The following is a 21,963-nucleotide window of genomic DNA, read 5'->3' as shown; positions in this document are numbered from 1 at the left end:
CGCCATCCTGACCCGCCGACCAGGCCCGCGACCCTCGACAGTGACACGCCCAACATCCGCGCGGCACGCGGCGCGTGTTGACCTGTGCGGGAGAGGGGATTCGAACCCCTACGCCCTTTCGGACAATAGGACCTAAACCTATCGCGGCTGCCGTTACGCCACTCCCGCCAACGCACTGAGTCTAGAGCGTCCGGCTTCGACGGTGTTGAGCCCGGCCTCCCCGGAGAATGGTCGAGACCGTGCCCTGGCTACCGGCTCAGTCCAGGCCGAGGTCCCGGCGGAGCTTGGCGACGTGTCCGGTGGCCTTGACGTTGTAGAGCGCTCGCTCGATCTTGCCATCGGCGTCGATCACGAACGTCGAGCGGATCACGCCGGTGACGGTCTTGCCGTACAGCTGCTTCTCGCCGTACGCGCCGTAGGCGCCAAGCACCGACCGGTCCGGGTCGGACACCAGCGGGAAGGTGATCGCGTCGCGCTCGCGGAACTTCGCCAGCTTCTCCGGCTTGTCCGGAGAGATGCCGACGACCTCGTAGCCGGCGGCCTGGAGTGAGGCGAGCGAGTCGCGGAAGTCGCAGGCCTGCTTGGTGCAGCCGGGGGTCATCGCCGCCGGGTAGGCGTACAGGACCACCTTGCGGCCGCGCAGGTCGGTGAGGGAGAGCTGGTCGCCGGTGTCGGTGGTGAGGGTGAACTCGGGCGCGGGGTCACCGGGGGAGAGGCGGTCGGGCGTGGTCATGGCCCGACGATACCGCCGGCCGGGCGGGTGCCGTCGCTGGCGACGCGCGCCTGTCGGCCCCGCTGGCTGTCGGCGCGCGCCTGTTGGCCCCCGCTGGCTGTTGGTCGACTCGTCTTCAGGAAAACCGGGGCATCCGCGGGCAGCGGATGCCCCGGAGTCAAGAAAGGCGAGTCGATCACCAGGCGGACACCCCGGATTCCGGGAAGGCGAGTCGATCAACCTGGCGACGGGCCGCTGCGGAGTTCGGCCGGCCGCAAGGTGATCAACACCTCGCGTTGTTGCCAGAGTCTGGCAACAACGAGTCTTGGGAAATAGGCTGACGCAGGCTGGCCCGGTCGGGCCCACTGACGTGTGGGAGGTCGCGTGGAAACACGTGCGATGCACATCTCGAACGGGATCATCGACGGTCCCGTGGCGGCGATCTTCGCTGCGCTCGCGCTCGCCGCGCTCACCGTCTGCGTCCTGCGCGGCCGGCGCGACCTGGACGACCGGCTGGCCCCGATGGCGGGCCTGGTGGCCGCGTTCATCTTCGCCGTCCAGATGCTCAACTTCCCGATCTTCACGGCCGGCGTGAGTGGTCACCTGCTCGGCGGCGCGCTCGCCGCCATGCTTGTCGGCCCGTGGGTCGGCGCGCTCTGCGTGTCAGTGGTCCTGGTGGTGCAGGCGCTGATCTTCGGTGACGGCGGCGTGGCGATGCTCGGCCTCAACATCACGAACATGGCGCTGCTCGGCACCGCCGCGGCGTACGTGCTGATCGCGGTGCTGCTGCGGGTGCTGCCCCGTACGCGGGCCGGTCTGGCCGTGACCGCGTTCGTCGCCGCGACGCTCAGCGTGGTTGTCGCGTCGCAGGGCTTCGTCCTGCAGTACTGGCTGGGCGGCACCACCGACCTGGGGAACAACCTGACCGGTCTGGCCGGAACGATGGCCGGCGTGCACCTGCTGATCGGCATCGGCGAGGGCCTGATCACCGCGACCACCGTGCTCACCGTCGCGAAGGTGCGACCCGACCTGGTGTACGCGCTGCGTTCGCTGCGCGCCCCCGCCGCCCCCGCCGTCCCGGTCACCGGAGGTGTCCGATGAAGAATCGCTCGTGGGTGTTCCTGGCCGGTGGCCTGCTTGTCGCCCTCCTGCTCGCCGGGGTGGTGAGCAACTACGCCTCGTCCCACCCGGACGGGCTGGACTCGTCCCTGCTCAAGGGCTGCACGGTCGACGCCGACGACAACATCGTCGGCGGAAGCTGCCCGGCTCAGCAGGCCCGGGACCACGAGTTCGCTGACAGCCCGCTTGCCGACTACGGCGTGCGCGGCGTGTCGAACAGCTTCGTCTCCACCGGCCTGTCCGGGGTGCTCGGGGTGCTCGTCACCTTCGCGATCGGCGCTGGCGGTTTCTGGCTGCTGCGCCGCCGCGGCACCACGCCGACCGCCGGCACCACGCCGACCGGCGGCACCACGCCGACCGGCGGCACCACGCCGACCGACGGTGACACGACGACACCCGCCGAGGGCGACTCCGCGACGTCCGGCGACGTCCGTAGCCGCGCCGACGCGGCGAGCTGAGCAGAGGGACGCGCGATGGGTGCCGGTCACGGGCATGTGCTGTACCGCGAGGCGGACTCGCCGGTGCACCGGCTCCCGCCCGAAGTCAAGATCGTGGCGATGGTGGTCTTCACCATCGCCGTGGTGGCCACCCCCCGGACGGCGTTCTGGGCCTTCGGCGCGTACGCCGTGCTGGTGGCGGCGGTGGCGGCGCTGGCCCGGGTGGGGCCGCGCTGGTTGCTCAGCCGGGCGCTGATCGAGTTGCCGTTCGTGCTGTTCGCCGTCGCGTTGCCGTTCCTCGGCACCGGCGACCGGGTCGAGGTGCTGGGCCTGCGACTGTCCGAGGACGGGCTGCACGGCGCGTGGAACATCCTGGCCAAGGGCACCCTGGGTGTGCTCGCCTCGCTGCTGCTCGCCGCGACCACCACCACCCGGGATCTGATCGTGGGGTTGGACCGGCTGCACTGCCCGCAGGTGCTCACCCAGATCGCCACGTTCATGCTTCGTTACCTCGACGTGCTGGTCGGCGAGGCGCGGCGGATGCGGGTGGCCCGGATCTCCCGGGGCGACGATCCACGCTTCCTGTGGCAACTGCGCGGCTTCGCCGCCGGGATCGGGGCGTTGTTCCTGCGTGCCTTCGAGCGCGGTGAGCGGGTCTATCTGGCGATGTTGTCGCGCGGTTACACCGGGCGGATGCCCGCCGTGTGGCAGGGCGACGGTGCCGCGAGCGCCGGTCAGTGGCTGGTCGCGTCGACAGTGCCGGTGTTGGCCGCCTCCATCGCCGCCACCGCCGTCGTGCTGTCATGATCGGTGTCGTGCAGACCGCTGTCTCGCTCGACGTTCGTGGCGTTCGGTACGCGTACCCGGATGGGCACGTCGCCCTGCACGGGGTGGACCTGAGCGTGCCGCGCGGCGACCGGGTGGCGTTGCTCGGGCCCAACGGCGCCGGCAAGACCACGCTTGTGCTGCACCTCAACGGGATCCTCACCCCGACCGAGGGCAGCGTGAGCGTCGGCGGGCTGACTGTCACACCGGACCGGGGCACCCTGGCCGAGGTGCGCCGCCGCGTGGGCATCGTCTTCCAGGACCCGGACGACCAGTTGTTCCTGCCCACGGTGGCGGAGGACGTGGCGTTCGGGCCGGCGAACCTGGGCCTGCGCGGGGCGGAGTTGGCCGCCCGGGTGGACGAGGCGCTCGACGCCGTGGGGATGCGTGCGCACCGCGACCGGGCCCCGCAGCACCTCTCCTTCGGGCAGCGCCGCCGGGTGGCGGTGGCCACGGTGCTCGCCATGCACCCGGAGATCCTGGTGCTCGACGAGCCGTCGTCGAACCTGGACCCGGCGGCCCGTCGTGAGCTGGCCGAGATCCTGCGCGACCTGCCGGTGACGCTGCTGATGGTCACGCACGACCTGCCGTACGCGGCGGAGCTGTGCGAACGCTCGGTGATCCTCGACGGCGGCCGGATCGTGGCCGACGCCCCCACGCTCGACCTGCTGCGGGACTCGGACCTGCTGGCCCGCCACCGCCTCGAACTTCCCTACGGCTTCACCCCGCGGCCGTAGCCCCGTGCTCGGCGTCCTCGACGCGCGGCGATCGGGCGGCGGCCCGGGACGCGGCGTGTAGTCGGAGGATGCCGGCGGCCGTCGCACCGGCACCGGTGATCAGCACCACCGCCACCATCACCCGGGCGGCCTCGGGCGACCAGGGCACCGGGGCGATGGACCTGGCGAACACGGCGGCGTTCGCCGCGCCGGCGAAGAGCGCCAGGCAGGCCCCGGCCAGCGCCACCGCGAAGTCGGCGGCCGGGCGGCGGGCCAGCGCGTACCAACCGGCGGCGATCGCACCCAGGCCGGTGAGCAGTGCCCAGATCTGCCCGGACAGCAGCCCGACCACCACGCCGCCCACACCCTGTGCGCCCGCGTCCAGCTCCCGCCCCACCGGGTACCCGACGGCCAGCACACCGCCGCCGACAAGCAACGCGCCGAGCGCGGACAGCGCGCGACCGCCGGCCGGGGCGGCGGCGGCGAGCAGGCCGAGCGCGCCCACCGCGAGCAGCCCCACGATCGTCACCGCCCACCAGGTGTACGCGTCCGGCGGCGGCACCCAGTCGAGCGTCCCGCCGATCGTCACCGGGTCGGCACCGTCGCGCAGCGGGATCGTCCAGTCCCGGACCCGGTGCTCCCGGTCCGGTGCGGCGCGTACCGCCGCCGGTGGCGCGGGCTCCTGCCACAGCGCGCGCTGGTCGTGCCAGCGCACGGTGGTCCCGTCGGCGATCCGCCGCCAGGTCGGCGGGGCGGCCGGGTCGGCCTCGGCCGGGAGCGCGGTGTCCCCGGCGATGGTGCGATTCAGGTAGGTGGCGGGGGAGCGGCTGTTCTCGAAGACCCCGTCCGGGGCGACCCGCAGGTACGGCTCGCCGGAGTAGCCGATGACCTCGATGGCCCGGCCGGTGTCGTTCGTCAGCTCCAGTCGGGCGCCCGCCTCGACGACGCGTACCTCCAGCCCCGGCCGCGCCGGCGTGACCCCGGTGGTCCGGGTGCGGTAGTCGGTGCCGTCGGGGGCGTCCGCGCCGTGCGCGGCGGCGGGCGCCGCGGTGAGCAGGGTCGCCACGCCGGCGGCGGCAGCGACCAGGCCGGCACGGGCCAGCAGGGTACGGATCACTTGCCGGCCGCCGCCACGGCCGCGGTGAGAGCGTCCGGCGTGGGGTTGTCGAGTGGCTGACCGTTGACCTTGACGGTCGGCGTGCCTGTGACGTTGCTCCGGCTGGCGTCCTCGGTGACGTGCTCGGTCCACGTCGTGTACGTGCCGTCCTTGACGCAGCCGCCGAACGAGCCCCGGTCGAGGCCCACGCCGGCGCCGATGTCGATCAACTGATCGTCGGTGAGCCCGGCGCTGCCCTCCGGCGGCTGCTGGGCGAAGAGCGCCTTGGCGTACTCGTGGTACTTGCCGCCCGCCGCGGCGCAGCCGGAGGCGGCCGAGGACCGGGAGGAGTATCCGGTGGTGGAGAAGCGGTTGAGGAACGCCACCGGGTGGTAGACCACCTTCGCCTTGTTGTCGGCCACCAACTGCTCGAGCGTCGCGCCGGTGGACTGCTCGAACTGCTTGCAGACCGGGCAGAGGAAGTCCTCGTAGACGTCGACTGTGACCGGCCCGCCACCGGTGACGATGCCGGTGCCTGCCGCGTTCGCGCCGGGCGGGGTGGTGAAGGTGTCGGCGCGCTGGTTGGACCAGACGACCCAGCCGACGACTCCGGCGATGATCAGGACGACGACCGCCGCGGCGGAGACCCAGATCGTGCGGCGACGCCGTCGCTCCTGGGCGAGTTGCTCGCGGACGATCCGGGCAGCGTCCCGCTTTCCCTTGCGACTACTCATCCTCGTCCTCCACAGCGGGTTCGCCGGACAACCACCCGTCCACCGATACCGGCGTACGCGGCCAGATCAGCAGAAATCCGGCCAGTGCCAAGAATCCCAGGTCCCGAAGGATCTCCGGGAGGTAACTGGGTGCCTGCCCCTCGCCCAACTGCCCGCCGCTGCCGAAGCAGCCGCAGTCGATGGCCAGCCCGCGGGCCCAGGCCGAGGCGATCCCCACGATGAAGACCACGAGCAGCGCGGCCGACACCCCGGCGACGAGCCGGGTGGCCAGCCCGAGCAGCAACAGCACGCCCAGCGCCAGCTCGACAAAGGGCAGGGCCGCGCCGACCACCGTCGCCACGTCGTACGGCAGCACCTGGTACGCGTTGACGGCCCGCCCGGAGGCGGCGAGATCGCTGACCTTCGACGCGCCGGCGACGAGCCAGACGGCGGCGAGGCCGAGCCGTGCCGCCGTGCCGAGCCAGGGCCGGACGACCGGCCAACGGCCGACCCGGGGGGAGGGTGCAGTCACGCTCATTTGTCGTCCCGTCTGCGCCGGAAGTTCCCCGCTCAGCCGGTCAGGGCGTCGCCGACCGCCTCGACCAGCTCGTCGCGGGCCCGGGCGACCCGGGAACGGATGGTGCCCACCGGCACCCCTTCGACGGCGGCTGCCTCGGCGTACGACAGGCCGAGCAACTGGGTGAGCACGAACGCGGCGCGCCGCTCGGCGCTGAGCCGGCGGACCAGGTCCGCCGCCCCGAACTGGCCGGCCGGGTCCGGGTGCGGGCGGTCGGTGTACGCGTTCGCGGCCAGCCGCTCGTCGAGCCGGCGGCGGCGGATCACCGTGCGCAGGTGGTCGGCGCAGGCCCGTCGGGCGATGCCGAGCAGCCAGGTGCGGGCGCTGGAACGGCCCTCGAACGCGGGCAGGGCCCGAAACGCCCGCAGGTAGGTCTCCTGGGTCAGGTCGTCGGCGCTGTCCGGGTCGACAAGGGCGGCGGCGAACCGCCAGACCTCGATCTGGGTCAGCCGGACGAACGCCGCCTGGGCGCTCGGATCACCGTCGCGCGCGCTGAGCGCCCACTCGGTCGCCGGGTCCCGGGTGGCGTCACCGGCCGGCTCTGCCGGACCGGAGGCACCTGTGTCACGCGGGACGGGGATCACGACAAACCAGGTTACGCGGCACCGGACGCAGCGTCACGGTCCTTCGGCTCGTGGATGGTCTGCACCACGTCGGGAACTTTTCCCCCACCGGAGCCGACTACCTCCGCATGACACGCGATCCCTCCCGCGCGGCACGGGCGGCTGAGCAGAGTTGAGCCCACTGCCCAACTCGACTCGCCGAGATCCACAGCGGTCGGCGACCATGGCTGGCATGACTGTCGCCCCCCGCCGCTGGATCGCCCGGCTGGCTGCCGCCGCCGGCCTGCTGGTCACCGTCGTCGCCCTGTTGATCGCGCCAGCCACCCCGGCCAGCGCCCACGCGGTGCTGGAGAGCACCAGCCCGGCTGCCTCCTCCATCGTGTCGAGCGCGCCGTCGGAGGTGGTCCTGAAGTTCAGTGAGTCGGTCCGCAAGGTTCCCGGCAAGATCAGGGTCATCGCGCCGGACGGCGTCCGCGCCGATCGGGGTGAGCCGTCCTTCGACGGCGGCGAGGTGCGCATCCCGGTGGACCCGGCCGGTGGGCGCGGCACCTACCTGGTCAGCTTCCGGGTGATCTCCGCCGACAGTCACCCGGTGTCCGGGGCGTTCACCTACTCGGTCGGCGCGCCGTCGACGCCGCCCGTCGACTCCGGCACGGACAGCCGCGCCAACCCGGTGGTGGGCACGGCGGTGAAGGTGGCTCGTTTCCTCGGCTACACCGGTCTGGTGCTGCTGGTCGGGCCGGCGCTGGTGCTCGCGGCGCTCTGGCCGCGACGGCTCTCCCGGCGAGGGCCGGCCCGGCTGGCCTGGACCGGCCTCGGCCTGGTGGCCGTCGCCACCCTCGCCGACCTGTGGTTGCAGGTGCCCTACACGGCCGGCGGTGGTCTCTTCGACGTGACCGGCGAGGGGTTCGGCAGCGTGTTCGGCAGCGCCTTCGGCGCCGCCCACCTGGTCCGACTCGGCCTGCTGGCGGCCTCCGCCTTCCTGCTCCGGCCGCTGCTGGCGCGGCCGGCCGGCCGCACCGACGCGATCATCCTGGCCGTGCTCGGCGGGGCCGCCCTGCTGACCTGGCCGCTGGCCGGGCACCCGGCGGCCTCCCCGGCGCCGGCGGTCTCCGTGGTGGTCGACGCGGTCCACCTGGGCAGCATGGCGGTCTGGCTGGGTGGCCTGCTGATGCTCGCCGGGTTCCTGCTGCGCCAGGCCGACGAGCGGGAGTTGGGCGCGATCCTGCCCATCTGGTCGCGCTGGGCGGCGCTCGCCGTCTCGGCGCTGCTGCTCGCCGGCACCGTGCAGGCGCTGATCGAGGTGGCCACCCCGCAGGCGCTGTTCGAGACCACGTACGGGCGGCTGCTGCTGGCGAAGATCGGGCTGTTCGCTGTGGTGATCGCCGTGGCCGCGTACTCCCGGCAGTTGGTGCGTCGCCGCGTCGCCGCGCAGCGCCCGGCGCCGGTCCGCCGGGCGGTCTGGGTGGAGTTGGCGGTCACCGTGGTGGTGCTGGGCCTGTCCGCCACGCTCGTGCAGACCACGCCCGCCCGCACCGCCGTGGCCGGGCCGTCCAGCGCCGAGGCCGGCCTGTTCAGCACCAGGCTGTCCAGCCCGCTCTACTCCATGCAGGTCGAGCTGAGCCCGGCCGAGCGGGGCAACAACTCGGTGCACCTCTACGCGTACGGCAAGGACGACCAGCCACTGCCGGTGGTGGAGTGGCGGGCGACCGCCGCGCTGCCCTCGGCCGGGATCGAGCCGATCGACATTCCGTTGCTGCCGTTGACGGACAGCCACGCCTACGGCGACATCAGCCTGCCGACCGCCGGCGACTGGCAAATCAAGATCACCGCCCGTACGACAGACATCGACCAAGCCACGGTGACCGCCACCGTGCCGATCCGTTAGAGAGGTTCGCGAAACCCATGACCCGATTCCGGCGCACCGCAACCGCCGCTGCCGCCCTGGCGTTCACCGCCGCCGCCACCGCCGTGCTCGGCTTCGCCGGACCGGCGTCCGCGCACGTCACGGTCAACCCGAAGGAGGCGGCCCAGGGCGGGTACGCCCGGGTGGCGTTCCGGGTGCCGAACGAGAGCGACACCGCCTCGACCACCAAGCTGGAGGTGACGCTGCCGGAGAACGCCCCGGTCGGTTCGGTGTCGACGATGCCGGTGCCCGGCTGGACGGTCGCGACGGAGAAGCGCAAGGTGGACCCGCCGATCGAGGTGCACGGCAGCCAGCTCACCGAGGCGATTTCCAAGATCACTTGGACGGCCACCGGCGACGCGGCGGTGAAGCCCGGCCAGTTCCAGGAGTTCCCCGTCTCCATGGGGCCGCTGCCGAAGGTCGACTCGATGGTCTTCAAGGTCCTGCAGACCTACTCGGACGGCGAGATCTCGCGCTGGATCGACCCGCCGGCGCCGGGCGCCGAGGAGCCGGAGCACCCAGCGCCGGTGCTCACCCTGACCGCCGCCGCGGCGCCGGCAGGCTCGGCCACGCCGAGCGCCGCTGTCGTGTCGTCGCCCGACGACGACGATGACGACGAGGGCAACGGGCTCGCGGTCGGCCTCGGTGTGGCCGGTCTCGTCGCCGGGCTTGCCGGTCTGGTGCTGGGCGGGCTGGCGTTCTCCCGGACCCGTCGGGAGCCGGTCGCCAAGTCCTGACCCCCGTCGCACCCGCTGGCCCGCCGGAGACCATCCGGCGGGCCAGCGGGTTTTCCGCGGTCGGACCGGACGGTGCCCGTGGATATCCCCTGATCACCGCACCTGCGTCGGTAAGGTCGGCCGGGTATCTGGCTACGGAGGGAGACGGTGCGAATGCGTGTCGTGCGGGCGATCGTCGGTGTGCTGCTGTTGGCCATGGGGATTCCGGCGCTGTTCGCCGGTGGCGCGTTGTGGTTGGTGACACGACACGCCGATCCCGACGGGGCCTTCGCCGCCCGCTTCGAGACGCTCCGCACGCCCGGTCACGCGGTCGTGGTCACCGACCTCGACCGTCTGCTGCGCCAGGAGGCGCCGTTTGCCCGTACCGGGCAGACCCGGCTGCGACTGGACGCCCGGACCTCGGACGGCCCGGCCTTCGTGGGGCTCGCGCCCACCGCCGACGTGCGTGACTGGCTGGCGCCGGTGCCGCACGCGGTGGTCCGTCGGGTGGCGCTGGCCCAGGGCCCGCTGCCGGTTCGGATGGACCCGGCTGGTCCGGCTGCTGACGGTCCGGTCGATCCGGCGGCCGTGGTGCCGGTCGACCCGCCGGATGGGCCGTCCTGGGTACGCCAGGGCATCGGTTCGCTTGAGTGGAGTGCGGACGACCTGGCCGGTGAGCCCATGAGCCTGGTGTTGATGCGCCCCGACGGCGGCACCGACCTGGCACTGGACCTGCGCGCCGAGGTGCGGGCGGGGTGGACCGGCCCGGCCACCTGGGGTCTGCTGGCCGTTGGTGTCCTGCTGGTGGCGTGCGCTCTGCTGCTCCTGCTCCGACCGTTGCGCCCACGCGAGGTGATCTTCGTGGTGGAGCCGGATCAGGTGCCGGTGCTCGCCGGCCGGCTCGGCGTCACCTCGCTGAGTGGCCTGGGCACCCGGGACCCCGCGCCGTTTCCGGCCGTGCGGCAGCTCACCATGGTCGGGTCGGGTGCGGGGCAGCGGTCCCGGTCGTCGATCGGTGCCGAACCGGCCCGGTCCGCGACCCTCGCCGGCCTGGAGAAGCCGGTCCGGGTGCCCCGAGCGCCGGAGGCGACGCTGAGCCTCGCGTGGCCGCCGGCCGGTGCGAAGGCCACGGCCCGGCCGGGAGCGGTCGACGAAACGGCGGGTGGCCCTCCACGCTGCCGACGCGGAGGGCCACCCTCACCGGGGGATCGGTGCTACCCGAGCGACGCTTGAGGTAGATGAGACCAGATTAGCGCCGGTGGTGGCTACTAGGTAGATCTGTCCATTTGGCGCGATTTTTCCTCGGGCTGCGGCTGGTCGGCGAGTCGGCGGCGGCGCGCGCGCACCGGCAGGGCCGCCAGCAACAGCAAACTGAGTAGCACGTAGGTGTTCTGCAGCACGAAGTCCACCGGGTCGTGCGTGCGGACCGCTCCCGCGCCCCACTCCTGGAAGGTCACCACGCCGTAGACGATCACGGCGGTGATGACCAGGGCGAGCCCGGCCAACCACCGACGCCGACGTGCCTCGTCCGGGCGGTCGGCGTTCAGCGCCGCGTCGACGAGCAGCACCACCGCCGGCACGAACCAGTAGATGTGGTGGGTCCAGGTGATCGGGCTGACCAGCGAACCCACCAGCCCGGTCAACGTCAGGCCCGTCAACAGGTCACCGGCGCGAGCCGCGCGGGCGGCCCGCCACAGGCCGTAGGCGGCGACCGCGGCGACCAGCAGCAGCCAGAGCAGCCGGTCCGGCTTCTCCGGCGCGGTGAACCTGCTGAGCAGGCCGAACAGCGACTGGTTTCCGACGTAGTCGGTGCGTCCCACCCGGTCGTTGTCCCACAGCTCCTGGGTCCAGAACCGCCACGAGTCGTCCGGCGCGATCGCCGCCGCGAGCAGGGTCGCCGCCGCCGCCGTCGCGCTCGCCACCGCGGCGGCCCGCCACCGTCGGGTCGCCAGCAGGTACACGATGAAGATGCCGGGAAAGAGCTTGAGCGCCGTCGCCAGCCCCACGCCGACCCCGGCCCAGCGCCGCGCCTGCGGTACGGCGAACAGGAGGTCGGCCAGGATCAGCACGACCAGCAGCATGTTGATCTGCCCGAAGGTGATCGTCTCCCGGGTGCTCTCCACGGCCAGCACCAGCAGCACGGCGGCGGTCAGTGTGAACGCCCGGGGCAGGTGGTGCCGGGCGATGACCGGCGACATCAGCCAGCGGGTGGTCAGCACCACGGCCAGCACGGTGAGCACCGTGAAGATCGCCACGGTGGCGCCGAGCCGCAACAGGCCGAACGGCCACAGCAGCAGCGCGCTGAAGGGCGGGTAGGTGAAGTACAACTCGCCCTGCACCCGGTCGGGTTGGACGTAGTCGTAGAGCGGGTGGCCGACGCGCCACCAGTCGACCGCCGACATGTAGATCTTGAGGTCGAGGAACTTGTGGTTCAGGCCCGGCAGGTAGAGCGCTGGCAGCACGGCGATGAGGGCCACCACCGTGACCAGGCGACGGACCGTCCGGCCGCCGGGATCGTCGTCCGTGACGGCGGGCGGTGCTACGGGATCGGCTGGCACCCCGAAACCCTAGCGGTCTGGTCCCCCGAGAGCGCGCAGCCGCGGGGCGTGGGCTGCGCGTAGGCTGTGCCGGTGGCTGATCTCCTTGTCTGGATCGACTGTGAGATGACCGGGCTGGACCTTGGCAGGGACAAACTGATCGAGGTTGCGGCACTGGTCACCGATCCCGATCTCAACGTGCTGGGTGACGGGGTCGACGTGGTGATCCACGCCGACGAGGTGGCGCTGGAGGGGATGCCGGAGATCGTGCAGACGATGCACGCCAAGTCCGGCCTCACCGACGAGGTTCGCCGTTCGGCGGTCACCCTCACCGAGGCGGAGGACCTGGTCCTGGACTACGTCCGCACCTTCGTGAAGGATCCGCGCACGGCCCCGTTGTGCGGCAACTCGATCGCCACCGACCGTGGCTTCATCGCCCGCGACATGCCCCGCCTCGACGCCCACCTGCACTACCGGATGATCGACGTCTCGTCGATCAAGGAACTGTGCCGGCGTTGGTATCCGCGCGTGTACTTCGGCCAGCCGCAGAAGGGCCTCGCGCACCGGGCGCTGGCCGACGTCCGGGAGAGCATCCGGGAGTTGGAGTACTACCGGCGCACGCTCTTCGTTCCGCTGCCCGGCCCGGACGTCGAGACCGCCAAGGCGATCGCCGCCGAACTCTGACCCCGCGCGGGCGGCCCCGGATACCCGCTGGACGGGGCCGGCTGCGGTGCAGCTATTATTGGTCCGCACCCCGCCCGGGGCGATCGACCGGGCGACGGTGGCATGGTGGCTGTAGCTCAGTTGGCAGAGCACCGGGTTGTGGTCCCGGTTGTCGTGGGTTCAATTCCCATCAGTCACCCAGTTGGTTGTGCTGCTCAGGCCCCCTCTTCGGAGGGGGCCTGAGTCGTTGTCGGGCACCCGAGCCGTTGTCGAGGCCCGGTGATCCACTCCGATGCCAGGAAACCGGGGCCTTCCGCTCAGCGGGAGGCCCCGGTTTCCGGTATCGCGAGTTGATCTGGCTCAGGTCGGCGTGATCTGGTCAGGCGGTCGGCGTGGGCGACGGGGTGCCGGCGCCGTCCGGGGTCGGCGTGGTGGCCGGATCGGCGGGCGGCTCGTACGGGAGGGCGCTGCCCTTGACGTACTCGTCCCAGCTCATGTTCCAGTCGGTCCAGCCGTTGCCGTTCTGCAGTTTGCGCTCGGTGCCCTTGACCGTGATCGGGTCACCGACCTGCGTGTTGTTGAACAGCCAGTTGCCGTTGGCCATCGACACGTTCACGCAGCCGTGCGAGACGTTCACGCTGCCCTGCTGTCCCTCGGACCAGGGTGCCGCGTGGATGAACTCCCCGCCCCAGGTGAGACGCTGCGCGAAGTCGATGTTGGTGCGGTAACCCTCCTCCGGGCCCAGCTCCTCCATCGTGTCGAAGACCGTCTTGCGCAGCTTCTCGATCACGACCATGGTGCCGCTCGACGACGGGGTGCTCTTCTTGCCCAGGCTGACCGGGATGGTCTTGATCACAGCGCCGTTGCGGGTCACCGTCATCCGCTTGGTCTTGTTGTCCACCGTCATGATCAGCGACGGGCCGATCTTGACGTCCACCGCGAGGTCGGCGCGGCCGTACCAGCCCTCACCCATCGGCAGGCCACCGGCCTGCACCCGGTAGGAGATCTTGCTGTTGGCCTTCCAGAACTCCTTCGGCCGGTACCGGACCTCGGTGGGGCTGACCCAGTGCCAGATGCCCTCCTGGGCCGGGGTCGAGGTCACCGTCATCCGGCGCTGCACGTCGTCGCGGTAGTCCTCCGGGATGGCCCGGCTGAACTTCACGATGAGCGGCATGCCGACCCCGACCACCTGGTTGTCGCCGAGGAAGCTGCTCACCCGTACCTGGTTGGCGGGCTTGGCCATGGTGGTGAACGTGCTGGTCGCGGTGGCGGGGCGACCATCGTCGCCGGTGGCGGTCACGGTCGCCGTGTAGCTCGTGCCGTACTCCAACGCGCCGGCCGGCTGCCACGTCTTGCCGTCCGCGGCGACTGCGCCCTCGACCGCCTTGCCGGCCGCGTCCTTGAGCTCGACGGCGGTCTGCACTGCTTCCTTCGCGGTGAAGGTGATGCCGGTCGAGGCCGGGACGTCCTTGGCGTCGGCCGCCGGCTCGCTGATCGTCGCCGCTGCCTTCGGCGGCGGGCTCTCGTCGCCGCCGTGCCACGAGGACGGCTTGCCGCCGCCGTCGCCGTCGGTGCACGCGGCGGTGAAGGCCAGCGCCACGGCGAGGAACCCCGCCGCGAACACGCGGCGTCGCCCACGGTGCCTGATCAGCTGATCCTGGCTAGCTCGCATGATTCCCTCACAGTCGTGTTCGCTGCCCCATCGTCTCCTACTGACGCGCCAGAGCCGGCCCCGGTTGCCGAGGGTGAACCGAAACACGCCGATCATCCTGCCGGATTTTTGCTATTATCCGGCGTTTCGTGAGCGTGGCTCGTCTCCGTGCGGGGGTGGGCGGTGGGGTCGCCGCGGCATCGTCGCCTCGCCGGAGTGCAAGGGTACGCGCCGACCCCGCCATCGGCAGGGTCGGCGCGAGAGGGCCGACAGGGCTCAGAGCAGCGGGCCGGCCCCACCACTGGGCACGGGCAGCGCGCTGCCCTTGACGAACGCCGACCAGCTCAGGCTCCACGCCGTCCAGCCGTTGCCGGCGACGATCTTGCGCTCGGTGCCCTTCACCGTGATCGGGTCACCGATCCGCGTCTTCTCGAACAGCCACCGGGCGTTGACCATCGAGACGTTCACACAGCCGTGCGAGACGTTCTGTCGCCCCTGTACGTGCTCCGACCAGGGCGCGGCGTGAATGTACTCGCCACCCCAGGTGAGCCGCTGGGCGAACTGGATGTCGGTGACGTATCGGTTGGCCGGGTCCGGGTCGTCGCGGGTGTCGAAGGTCGTGGCTTCCTTCTTCTCCATCACGACCATCGTGCCGCTTGACGACGGCGTGCTCTTCTTGCCCAGGCTCACCGGAATGGTGCGGACCAGCGCGCCGTTCTCGTACACCAACATCTTCTTGTTGGCGTTGTCGACCTTCATCTGGAACGACCGGCCGATCTTGGCGGTGGCCTTGCGGTCCATGTCGCCGTACCTGCCGTTGCTCAGCGGCATCCCGGCCAGGGCGATCCGCACCGAGATGTTCGTGCCGGGCTTCCAGTACTCCGGAGCCCGGTAGTAGGCCTGCGTGCCGTTGTCCACCCAGTGCCAGGCCCCCGGCTGCGGCGGATCGGTGCGGACGAACATCCGCTTCTGCACCGCCGCCCGGTCCTTCTTCGGGATGCCCGGGTGGAACTCGGTGACCACCGGCATGGCCACCCCGTAACTCTTGTCGTCGAAGAGGTACAGGCCGCTTCCGATTGTCGACTTCGGCTTGGCCATCGTGGTGAAGCTGCTGGTGCCCTGGCTGCTCGTCCCGTCGGCCGCGTTCGCCGTCACCGTGGCGGTGTAGCGGGTGCCGAACTTCAGCGGGGCGGACGGCACCCAGGCGGAACCGTCGGTGCGCAGCTTGCCCTCCACCGTGCCCCCGCCGTCGGCGGTGAGAGTGACGGCCGAAACCTTTCCGCCGTCGGGGAGCTTCGCGCTGATCTCCGTGCTCACCGGCCGGTTGTTCGCGCCGTCGGCCGGGCTCAGCGTGAGCGTCGGCCCGCTCGGCGTACTCGGTGTGGTCGGTGTCGAGGGCGCGGACGAGCCCGGTGCGCCGCCCGCCTCTGCCGTCGACGTCCCGCCGACGAATGCCGGCTTCTTCTGCTTGTCGCCGCACCCGGTCAGTGCCAGCGACGCCACCAGAGTCAGAGCGCCCACCACCGCCCCGGCTCGCGTGAACCGTGTCATCCCCACCTCTGTTCTCGCGTACCTGGCGGACATCGTGCCGCATCACCGCCGCAACCCACGCCCCCGTCCAGAACGCGCTGGTAGGTTTGTGCCGTTTTGCCCGCAAAGCTCGACCGAAGGGGGGAGCCGGGTAACCGGATTGGAGCCCGGCTCGGGCGGGTGCTAATGTTTTCTCCGTTGCCGAACGAGCGCCGCTAGCTCAACTGGCAGAGCAGCGGACTCTTAATCCGCGGGTTCGGGGTTCGAGTCCCTGGCGGCGCACCAACGATCGAGGTCCTGACCTGGTGGTTCACACTGGGTCGGGGCCTTTTTCGCGTACGGCGGTGGTCGCTCGGTGGGTCCCGGGAGCCCGTTGGACACGGCTGCGTCCTCCTGGATGCCTGGCTGTCGCCGCGCCGCGGTAGCGCCACCCTGCGATGGCGGGTTCATGGTGCCTCGACTCGACCCGTTGCTGAGATGCGCTGTGCTGGCAACTGCTCAGCGGGGTTGGTCGTGGACGTCGGGCGGGCCTCTTCGCCTTGTTGCCGCAGGTCAGCACCGGCCCTCGAGAGCCGTGGGACGGGCCTGATCCAGGCCGGTCCGCAGATCCGCAATGCGCTCTGGCGATTCTGTTCACGGATTCACCGACGTTCCTGGGCGGGCCGACTCACGTCAAGGATGGCCGGGCGAGGCGGGCGATCAATACCATTTCCGGCGCCTAGCAATTGACGGCTCGGGTCCGAGGTCCTGGTTCGGCAAATTGGGAACCTGGGGGCGCCGGGGAGGTGATTAGGCGAGCGGTCTATCAGATTGTCGACTACTCTCCGTGACACTCTCATGTGATTTGTGTCACGGACATTACCGGTTGTCGACGAGAGTGTTACGTGTAAATATCTAGCAGCGGGAAGTAATGGTGCCGTTACTCATCGTCAGGAGGTGTCATGGTGCGGAGAGCATTTTTGACGGCGACGGCGGTGAGTTGCGGCGGCCGGCTTTGCGCAGGCCAACTGGGCCGCAGCACGGCGACAGCGGTTCGAGGAGGGCCCTGTGCTGCACTTCTGGGCCCAGTGCGCGTCCGAGGGCACTGTGGGTCTGGCTGAGCGGTCCGCGGATGTGACTGTCCAGGCGGGTGGCTTCACCGGCGAGGTCGCCGTCGAAGCCGATCAGGACTTCGAGCGCGCCTGAGCGTGTGGGGCAGCGCGCGGGCGACATCGGCAACACGTAGGGCGTCGTGCCGCCCGGACGCGGGCACCGGACCGGCGCACTTCGAGTCTGGGCAGCTAGGCGATGTGATGGCCGAAGGCCGGCCAACCGTGACGGGCGGGGAGCGATCCGTGGCCTGATCGACCAAGCTCGGCCGGTTCCTGGTCGTTTGTCGAAAACTGTCGTGCACTGCATCGCCGTCCTGCGGAACCACCTCAGTACCGGTCGATCAGGTCGAGTGCCGACAGTTACGTCACGAAGAAACCCACCCGGAAGAGCGGGTGGCGGTGTCCCTGTCAGCGATTCGTCGACACCGTCCGGCGTCGGCGACAACCTCTCTCATCATCGCGGTAGGGGCAGTAAGTGGTACCGGGCCAGGTAACCGAGCAGCGCCCGGCTGGGGCAGTCAAAGGGTAGCGGGGTTATTCAATTGGATGTGTCTGGTCAGAGGACAATACTTCGCCTACAGAAGCACGTGGCCGAGCACGCTGAGGGGTGGCACCGACTTGCGTTTGAGGACCTCAAGTCAAGACTCGGTGATGCGCAATTCCCGTGCATTTTCTCACGCAATGCCTTCAAGAAGGAAATCGTAAGGTTCATCTTCGTGGAAAGCGCCGACAAGGCCGGCATCCAGTACCTCGCCGAAGGCCTTGAGGGCTATGTCGAACTCTCCATGCGCTGGGACGGCCGCCTCGACACCGCATACCCCTTGGTGGTGGCGTTCGCCAAGGATGCGGTGCAGGCCCGGACCCTCGATGACTACCACGCCTTCGGTTGGCGTGTTCTCTCCGAACTTCACGCGATCGACCCTGCGCCCTGGCCCGAGCACGTGGCGAAGGAACCGGACTCCCCGGACTGGTCGATGTGCTTCAACGGTATGCCGCTCTTCTGCAACATGAGCAGTCCAGCCCACCACCGACGGCGCAGCCGCAATCTCGGTGCGCACTTCATGATCGTCATCAACCCGCGGGAACGCTTCGACGTCTTCGCCGGTGACACCCCCAGCGGCCGGAAGGTACGAGCGAACATCCGGGACCGCGTCGACCATTTCGACGGCATTCCCCGTTCACGGCACCTGAGCACCTACGGCGGGGGCGCCCTCGAGTGGCTTCAGTACAGCCTCGCCGAGACCGATGCCGAGCCGGCAGATCGGTGCCCGTTCGCGGCCGACCGGCACGACAACGCCTCGTTCGTGGGCAGTCATGGCAACGATTCAGATGGAAAGGGCCTACGTTGATGATCGACCTCATCGTCTCCCAAGGACGGGTGGCGGACCGGGCGGCGCGGATGATCGAGGGCGCGGCGCGTACGGCGCGCGCTGTGGAGGAGCGCTACGGGCTCTCCGCCCGGTACATCGGAACGCCGGCGCCGGCCGTGACCGACGATTGGACCGAAAGCCTTCCCCAAGCCCGCGAGACGTTGCTCGGCATGGCGAGAGCCGTCACCGAGAGCCTCGACAGCGGCAACCTTCCGATCCTGCTCAACAACACGTGCTCGGTCAGCCTCGCCACCCTGCCGGTGGTCGCGCAGCGGTATCCCGATGCCGTTGTGCTCTACATCGACGCGCACGGCGACTTCAACACCCCGGTGACCACCGACACCGGCTATCTGGGTGGCATGGTGCTGTCCGGCGCATGTGGTCTGTGGGACAGCGGCCACGGAGCGGGACTGAAGCCCGAGCAGGCAGTCCTCGTCGGCACCCGCGACGTCGACCCGGTTGAGCGGACACTCATCGAGGATGCGGGAGTACGGATCATCCCACCGAGTCAGACAACGGCCGAGAGCGTCCTGGCCGCCACCGACGGCGCACCGGTGTGGATCCACATCGACTGGGACGTCATGGATCCGGGTGCGGTCCCGGCGGACTACACGGTTCCCGATGGCCTGCTTCCCGCGCAGATCCGGGCAATCTTCGACGCCATTCCGAGGGAACGACTGATCGGCGTCGAGTTGGCCGAGTTCAACGCCCCGATGGACGAGGAGCAGATCCAGCAGGCCCTCGCCGTGATCCTCGACATGGTTTCCCCCGCGCTCGCCGCGGCCTGATCTCGGAGGACGGTTCCCGCAATGCCCCTTTACGACAGCATCCTGGACACCATCGGTCGCACCCCGATCGTTCGACTCCAGCGGATGGCCCCGGCGCACACAAAGGTCTATGTGAAGGTCGAGTCGTTCAACCCTGGTGGTTCGGTCAAAGACCGCCTCGCCCTCGGCGTGGTCCTGGACGCCGAGGCCAAAGGGCAGCTCAAGCCTGGCGACACGATCGTGGAGTGCACCTCGGGCAACGTCGGTATCGCCTTCGCGATGGTGGCCGCCGCGAGGGGCTACCAATTCGTGGCGGTGATGGGCGACACCTACTCCAAGGAGCGGCGCAAGCTCATCCGCGCGTACGGCGGCAAGGTGCTCCTCTTCCCCGGCTCCCTCGGCAGCAGCGGCGGCAACCGGATCGCCGACGAACTGGCTGAGAAGCACGGCTGGTTCCGGGCTCGGCAGTTCGACAACCCGGCCAATCCGGCGTACCACCGGGAGACCACGGCCGCCGAGATCATGGGTGACTTCGCGGGCAAACGCCTGGACTACTTCGTCACGGGCTTCGGCACCACCGGCACCTTGACAGGCGTCGGCCAGATGCTGAAGCTGGCGCGCCCTACCGTACGCATCGTCGTCCTGGAGCCGGAGAACGCCGCAGTCCTGGCCGGCAAGGACTGGAACGTGCACCAGATTCAGGGCCTGGCGCCCAACTTCGTGCCCAGCGTCCTCGACGACACTGTCATCGACGAGCTTGTGACGATGGACGAGGTCGTGGCCCGCGACACCGCGCGCCGCCTGGCCGCCGAGGAGGGCATCTTCGTCGGCATCTCGGCCGGCGCGACGCTTGCCACAGCCCTGCGAACCGCCGAGACGGCACCGGAGGGTTCGGTGCTACTCGCGATGCTTCCCGACACCGGTGAGCGTTACCTGTCCACATTCCTGTTCGACGGCATGAACGAGGAGTCGGACGACGAGTGGCTGGCGTCGCTGGACGCTGGCTCCAGCGCCATCTGATCGGGTTCGCGAATGAGGGAGTTCGTTCCTCCAGCTACCCGTTTCGTCTCGTTGCCCGACGGCTTCGCCATGAGGCGCGGGGGCGTACTCAACGGGGCCAGGGTCGCCTATGAGGCCGTCGGGCGACTGGACGAGGCCCGGGACAACGTCGTCCTGATCCTCACCGGCATGTCCCCCGACGCGCACGTTGCCGCGCACCCGGACGACCCCAGCCCCGGCTGGTGGGAGCACATGGTGGGGCCGGGCAAGCCGATCGACACCGACCGCTGGCATGTGATCTGCATGGCCGCGCTCGGCAGTTGCAAGGGCTCAACGGGACCGGCCTCGGTCAATCCCGCCACCGGTGAGCACTATGGGTTGGAGTTCCCGGAGGTGTCCATCGAGGACATCGCCGACGCGGCGGCCGTCCTGCTCCGCGCGCTGGGCATCGACACCGTGGCCTGCGTCGTCGGTACCTCCATGGGCGGGATGAGCGCGCTGTCCCTGCTGGCCCGCCACCCGGGTCTGGCCCGAAGCCACATCAACATCTCCGGGGCGGTGCACTCCCTGCCCTACGCGATCGCCATCCGCTCGATGCAGCGCGAGGCGATCCGATCCGACCCACAGTGGTCGCATGGGCGCTACGGCGACGACCCCGGGCACTATCCGCGGTCCGGGATGCTCCTCGCGCGCAAGCTGGGCATGATGACCTACCGCTCGGCCCAGGAATGGGATCAGCGCTTCGGCCGCAGGCGGCTGGCCGCAGGACACCGGACGGGGAACGGCCAGTTCGGCGCCGAGTTCCGGGTCGAGGGCTACCTTCAGGCGCACGCCGACCGGTTCGTGCACACCTTCGATCCGAACACCTATCTCTACCTCAGCAGGTGCATCGACCTGTTCGACCTCGGTGAATCCTGCGGAAGCACCGCGGAGGCGGCGCTGTCGCGGCTGTGCCTCGACGCCGCGCTGGTGATCGGGGTGGAAACCGACACGCTGTTCCCGCTGCGCCAGCAGCGCGAGATCGCGGACGGCATCAGGAGGAGCACCACGGACGTGCAATTCAGGGCGATGGAATCGGACGAGGGTCACGACGCTTTCCTGGTCGACATCGCCCGCTTCGGCCCGCCGATCGCCAAGTTCTTGTCAGCAATCTGGTAGTTGGGAGAGAAACCTTGTCGCAGGTCCGTCCGAAGGTCGCGCTCGTCACCGGCGCCAACCGCGGCATCGGTCACGAGATAGCACGACAGTTGGCGGAAAACGGCGTCCACACGCTGGTCGCCGGCCGCCGGAGTGACGCGGTGACGACAGCCGTGGCGAGCCTGCGAGGCGCGGGGGCCGATGTCTCACCGCTCCACCTGGACGTCACCGACCCGGAGAGCATCGCGACGGCCGCCGCGGAAGTCGCGGAGAAGTACGGCCGCCTCGACATCCTGGTCAACAACGCGGGCATTCGCATCGAGGAGTACGGCAGGCAGCCTTCCGAACAGCCCATGGCGCAGTGGCGGGCGACGTTCGACACGAACCTGTTCGGTGTCGTCGAGGTGACGACGGCCTTCCTGCCGCTCATTCGGAAGTCCGAGGCGGGACGCATCGTCAACGTCTCCAGTCTGCTCGCGTCGCTGACCCGACACAGCGATCCGACGTCGTATGTCTACAGCGACGCGTTCAAGTCGCTGCCCGCCTACAGCGCGTCGAAGAGCGCGGTGAACTCCTGGACCGTGCACCTCGCGTACGAGCTGCGGGACACCCCGATAAAGGTCAACTCGGTTCATCCCGGCTACACCAAGACGGAGATGAACGACGGAGCGGGTGACCTGGACGTTTCCGTCGGCGCGAGGACGAGCGTCGCCATGGCGCTGCTCCCCGCTGACGGCCCGAGCGGCAGCTATGTCCACCTCGACGAGGTCCTGCCATGGTGAAGGAGTTCCTACGGTGAACAACGTCGCGCTGGTCACAGACCAGGCCAGTCTTCCGA

General features: G+C 70.1%; 20 protein-coding genes, 3 tRNA genes and 2 pseudogenes. 15 read left to right on the top strand and 10 right to left on the bottom strand.

Features of this window, described 5'->3' with window-relative positions; genetic code table 11:
* Positions 1-85: 85 nt before the first annotated feature.
* Both AB0F61_RS08025 and bcp read right to left on the bottom strand, forming a co-directional pair.
* Positions 86-168: transfer RNA gene (locus AB0F61_RS08025), tRNA-Leu, on the bottom strand.
* 88 nt (positions 169-256) lie between these two features.
* Positions 257-733: a thioredoxin-dependent thiol peroxidase gene (bcp, locus tag AB0F61_RS08020; RefSeq protein WP_357805008.1), complete on the bottom strand. Its 477-nt coding sequence runs from the start codon at positions 731-733 to the stop codon at positions 257-259.
* Positions 734-1,096: 363 nt separating this feature from the next.
* Between bcp and AB0F61_RS08015 the strand changes: the two genes are divergently transcribed.
* Genes AB0F61_RS08015 through AB0F61_RS08000 form a run of 4 tightly spaced genes read left to right on the top strand, consistent with a single transcriptional unit; the run spans position 1,097 to position 3,830 of the window.
* On the top strand, positions 1,097-1,813 hold the full coding sequence (locus AB0F61_RS08015) for an energy-coupling factor ABC transporter permease (RefSeq protein ID WP_357805005.1): 717 nt from the start codon (positions 1,097-1,099) through the stop codon (positions 1,811-1,813).
* A complete protein-coding gene (locus AB0F61_RS08010) occupies positions 1,810-2,289 on the top strand; it encodes a PDGLE domain-containing protein (protein ID WP_357805002.1) in 480 nt (159 codons plus the stop codon). Before AB0F61_RS08015 ends, AB0F61_RS08010 begins: the two co-directional genes overlap by 4 nt.
* A gap of 15 nt (positions 2,290-2,304) precedes the next feature.
* Entirely contained in the window at positions 2,305-3,075 is a 771-nt protein-coding gene (gene cbiQ, locus AB0F61_RS08005; RefSeq protein ID WP_357804999.1) for a cobalt ECF transporter T component CbiQ, read from the top strand.
* Positions 3,072-3,830 (top strand): ABC transporter ATP-binding protein, encoded by a 759-nt coding sequence (locus AB0F61_RS08000; protein WP_357804996.1) that lies wholly within the window; start codon positions 3,072-3,074, stop codon positions 3,828-3,830. Before cbiQ ends, AB0F61_RS08000 begins: the two co-directional genes overlap by 4 nt.
* On the opposite strand, the gene AB0F61_RS07995 is transcribed toward AB0F61_RS08000, so the two are convergent.
* The 4 genes from AB0F61_RS07995 to AB0F61_RS07980 are packed head-to-tail and all read right to left on the bottom strand — an operon-like array spanning position 3,814 to position 6,779.
* Positions 3,814-4,926, bottom strand: coding sequence for a hypothetical protein (locus AB0F61_RS07995; protein ID WP_357804993.1), 1,113 nt, complete (start codon positions 4,924-4,926; stop codon positions 3,814-3,816). The two genes, AB0F61_RS08000 and AB0F61_RS07995, sit on opposite strands and share 17 nt — an antisense overlap.
* A complete protein-coding gene (locus tag AB0F61_RS07990) occupies positions 4,923-5,639 on the bottom strand; it encodes a thioredoxin domain-containing protein (RefSeq protein WP_357804991.1) in 717 nt (238 codons plus the stop codon). The genes AB0F61_RS07995 and AB0F61_RS07990 overlap by 4 nt, the downstream gene beginning before the upstream one ends.
* On the bottom strand, positions 5,632-6,156 hold the full coding sequence (locus AB0F61_RS07985) for a MauE/DoxX family redox-associated membrane protein (RefSeq protein ID WP_357804988.1): 525 nt from the start codon (positions 6,154-6,156) through the stop codon (positions 5,632-5,634). Before AB0F61_RS07985 ends, AB0F61_RS07990 begins: the two co-directional genes overlap by 8 nt.
* Positions 6,157-6,188: 32 nt before the next feature.
* Positions 6,189-6,779, bottom strand: coding sequence for a sigma-70 family RNA polymerase sigma factor (locus AB0F61_RS07980; RefSeq protein ID WP_357804985.1), 591 nt, complete (start codon positions 6,777-6,779; stop codon positions 6,189-6,191).
* Between the two features lie 202 nt (positions 6,780-6,981).
* Between AB0F61_RS07980 and AB0F61_RS07975 the strand changes: the two genes are divergently transcribed.
* The 3 genes and pseudogenes from AB0F61_RS07975 to AB0F61_RS07965 all read left to right on the top strand — a co-directional run.
* Positions 6,982-8,646, top strand: coding sequence for a copper resistance protein CopC (locus tag AB0F61_RS07975; RefSeq protein WP_357804983.1), 1,665 nt, complete (start codon positions 6,982-6,984; stop codon positions 8,644-8,646).
* 17 nt (positions 8,647-8,663) lie between these two features.
* On the top strand, positions 8,664-9,401 hold the full coding sequence (locus AB0F61_RS07970) for a YcnI family protein (RefSeq protein WP_357804981.1): 738 nt from the start codon (positions 8,664-8,666) through the stop codon (positions 9,399-9,401).
* 690 nt (positions 9,402-10,091) lie between these two features.
* Positions 10,092-10,310, top strand: a pseudogene (locus AB0F61_RS07965) (hypothetical protein); the annotation flags it as partial.
* Between the two features lie 338 nt (positions 10,311-10,648).
* On the opposite strand, the gene AB0F61_RS07960 reads toward AB0F61_RS07965, so the two are convergent.
* On the bottom strand, positions 10,649-11,938 hold the full coding sequence (locus AB0F61_RS07960) for a glycosyltransferase family 87 protein (protein WP_357804979.1): 1,290 nt from the start codon (positions 11,936-11,938) through the stop codon (positions 10,649-10,651).
* Positions 11,939-12,004: 66 nt separating this feature from the next.
* On the opposite strand from AB0F61_RS07960, the gene orn reads away from it, so the two are divergent.
* Positions 12,005-12,601, top strand: a complete 597-nt coding sequence (orn, locus tag AB0F61_RS07955; protein WP_357804975.1) for an oligoribonuclease — start codon at positions 12,005-12,007, stop codon at positions 12,599-12,601.
* 105 nt (positions 12,602-12,706) lie between these two features.
* A tRNA-His gene (locus tag AB0F61_RS07950) sits at positions 12,707-12,779 on the top strand.
* 180 nt (positions 12,780-12,959) lie between these two features.
* Here AB0F61_RS07950 and AB0F61_RS07945 read toward each other — a convergent pair.
* Positions 12,960-14,252, bottom strand: a complete 1,293-nt coding sequence (locus AB0F61_RS07945) for an Ig-like domain-containing protein (RefSeq protein WP_357804972.1) — start codon at positions 14,250-14,252, stop codon at positions 12,960-12,962.
* Positions 14,253-14,507: 255 nt separating this feature from the next.
* Complete coding sequence (locus AB0F61_RS07940) at positions 14,508-15,782, bottom strand: Ig-like domain-containing protein (RefSeq protein WP_357804969.1); 1,275 nt, start codon at positions 15,780-15,782, stop codon at positions 14,508-14,510.
* Positions 15,783-15,970: 188 nt separating this feature from the next.
* Here AB0F61_RS07940 and AB0F61_RS07935 point away from each other — a divergent pair.
* Positions 15,971-16,046 (top strand) — tRNA-Lys (locus AB0F61_RS07935).
* A 661-nt stretch (positions 16,047-16,707) separates the two neighbouring features.
* Here AB0F61_RS07935 and AB0F61_RS07930 read toward each other — a convergent pair.
* Positions 16,708-16,992, bottom strand: a pseudogene (locus tag AB0F61_RS07930) (IS110 family transposase); the annotation flags it as partial.
* 408 nt (positions 16,993-17,400) lie between these two features.
* On the opposite strand from AB0F61_RS07930, the gene AB0F61_RS07925 reads away from it, so the two are divergent.
* Genes AB0F61_RS07925 through AB0F61_RS07905 form a run of 5 tightly spaced genes read left to right on the top strand, consistent with a single transcriptional unit; the run spans position 17,401 to position 21,907 of the window.
* Positions 17,401-18,201, top strand: a complete 801-nt coding sequence (locus tag AB0F61_RS07925; RefSeq protein ID WP_357804967.1) for a YqcI/YcgG family protein — start codon at positions 17,401-17,403, stop codon at positions 18,199-18,201.
* Positions 18,201-19,010, top strand: a complete 810-nt coding sequence (locus AB0F61_RS07920) for an arginase family protein (protein WP_357804964.1) — start codon at positions 18,201-18,203, stop codon at positions 19,008-19,010. The genes AB0F61_RS07925 and AB0F61_RS07920 overlap by 1 nt, the downstream gene beginning before the upstream one ends.
* A 21-nt stretch (positions 19,011-19,031) precedes the next feature.
* Positions 19,032-20,009, top strand: coding sequence for a cysteine synthase A (cysK, locus tag AB0F61_RS07915; RefSeq protein WP_357804962.1), 978 nt, complete (start codon positions 19,032-19,034; stop codon positions 20,007-20,009).
* A gap of 12 nt (positions 20,010-20,021) precedes the next feature.
* Positions 20,022-21,146: a homoserine O-acetyltransferase gene (locus tag AB0F61_RS07910; RefSeq protein ID WP_357804959.1), complete on the top strand. Its 1,125-nt coding sequence runs from the start codon at positions 20,022-20,024 to the stop codon at positions 21,144-21,146.
* Between the two features lie 14 nt (positions 21,147-21,160).
* Entirely contained in the window at positions 21,161-21,907 is a 747-nt protein-coding gene (locus AB0F61_RS07905; protein ID WP_357804957.1) for an SDR family oxidoreductase, read from the top strand.
* The last annotated feature ends 56 nt before the right edge of the window (positions 21,908-21,963 follow it).

The organism is Micromonospora sp. NPDC023888, from assembly GCF_040639415.1.
In the GTDB taxonomy this organism is placed as follows: Bacteria; Actinomycetota; Actinomycetes; order Mycobacteriales; family Micromonosporaceae; genus Micromonospora.
This window is presented reverse-complemented; position numbering and strand designations above follow the sequence as displayed.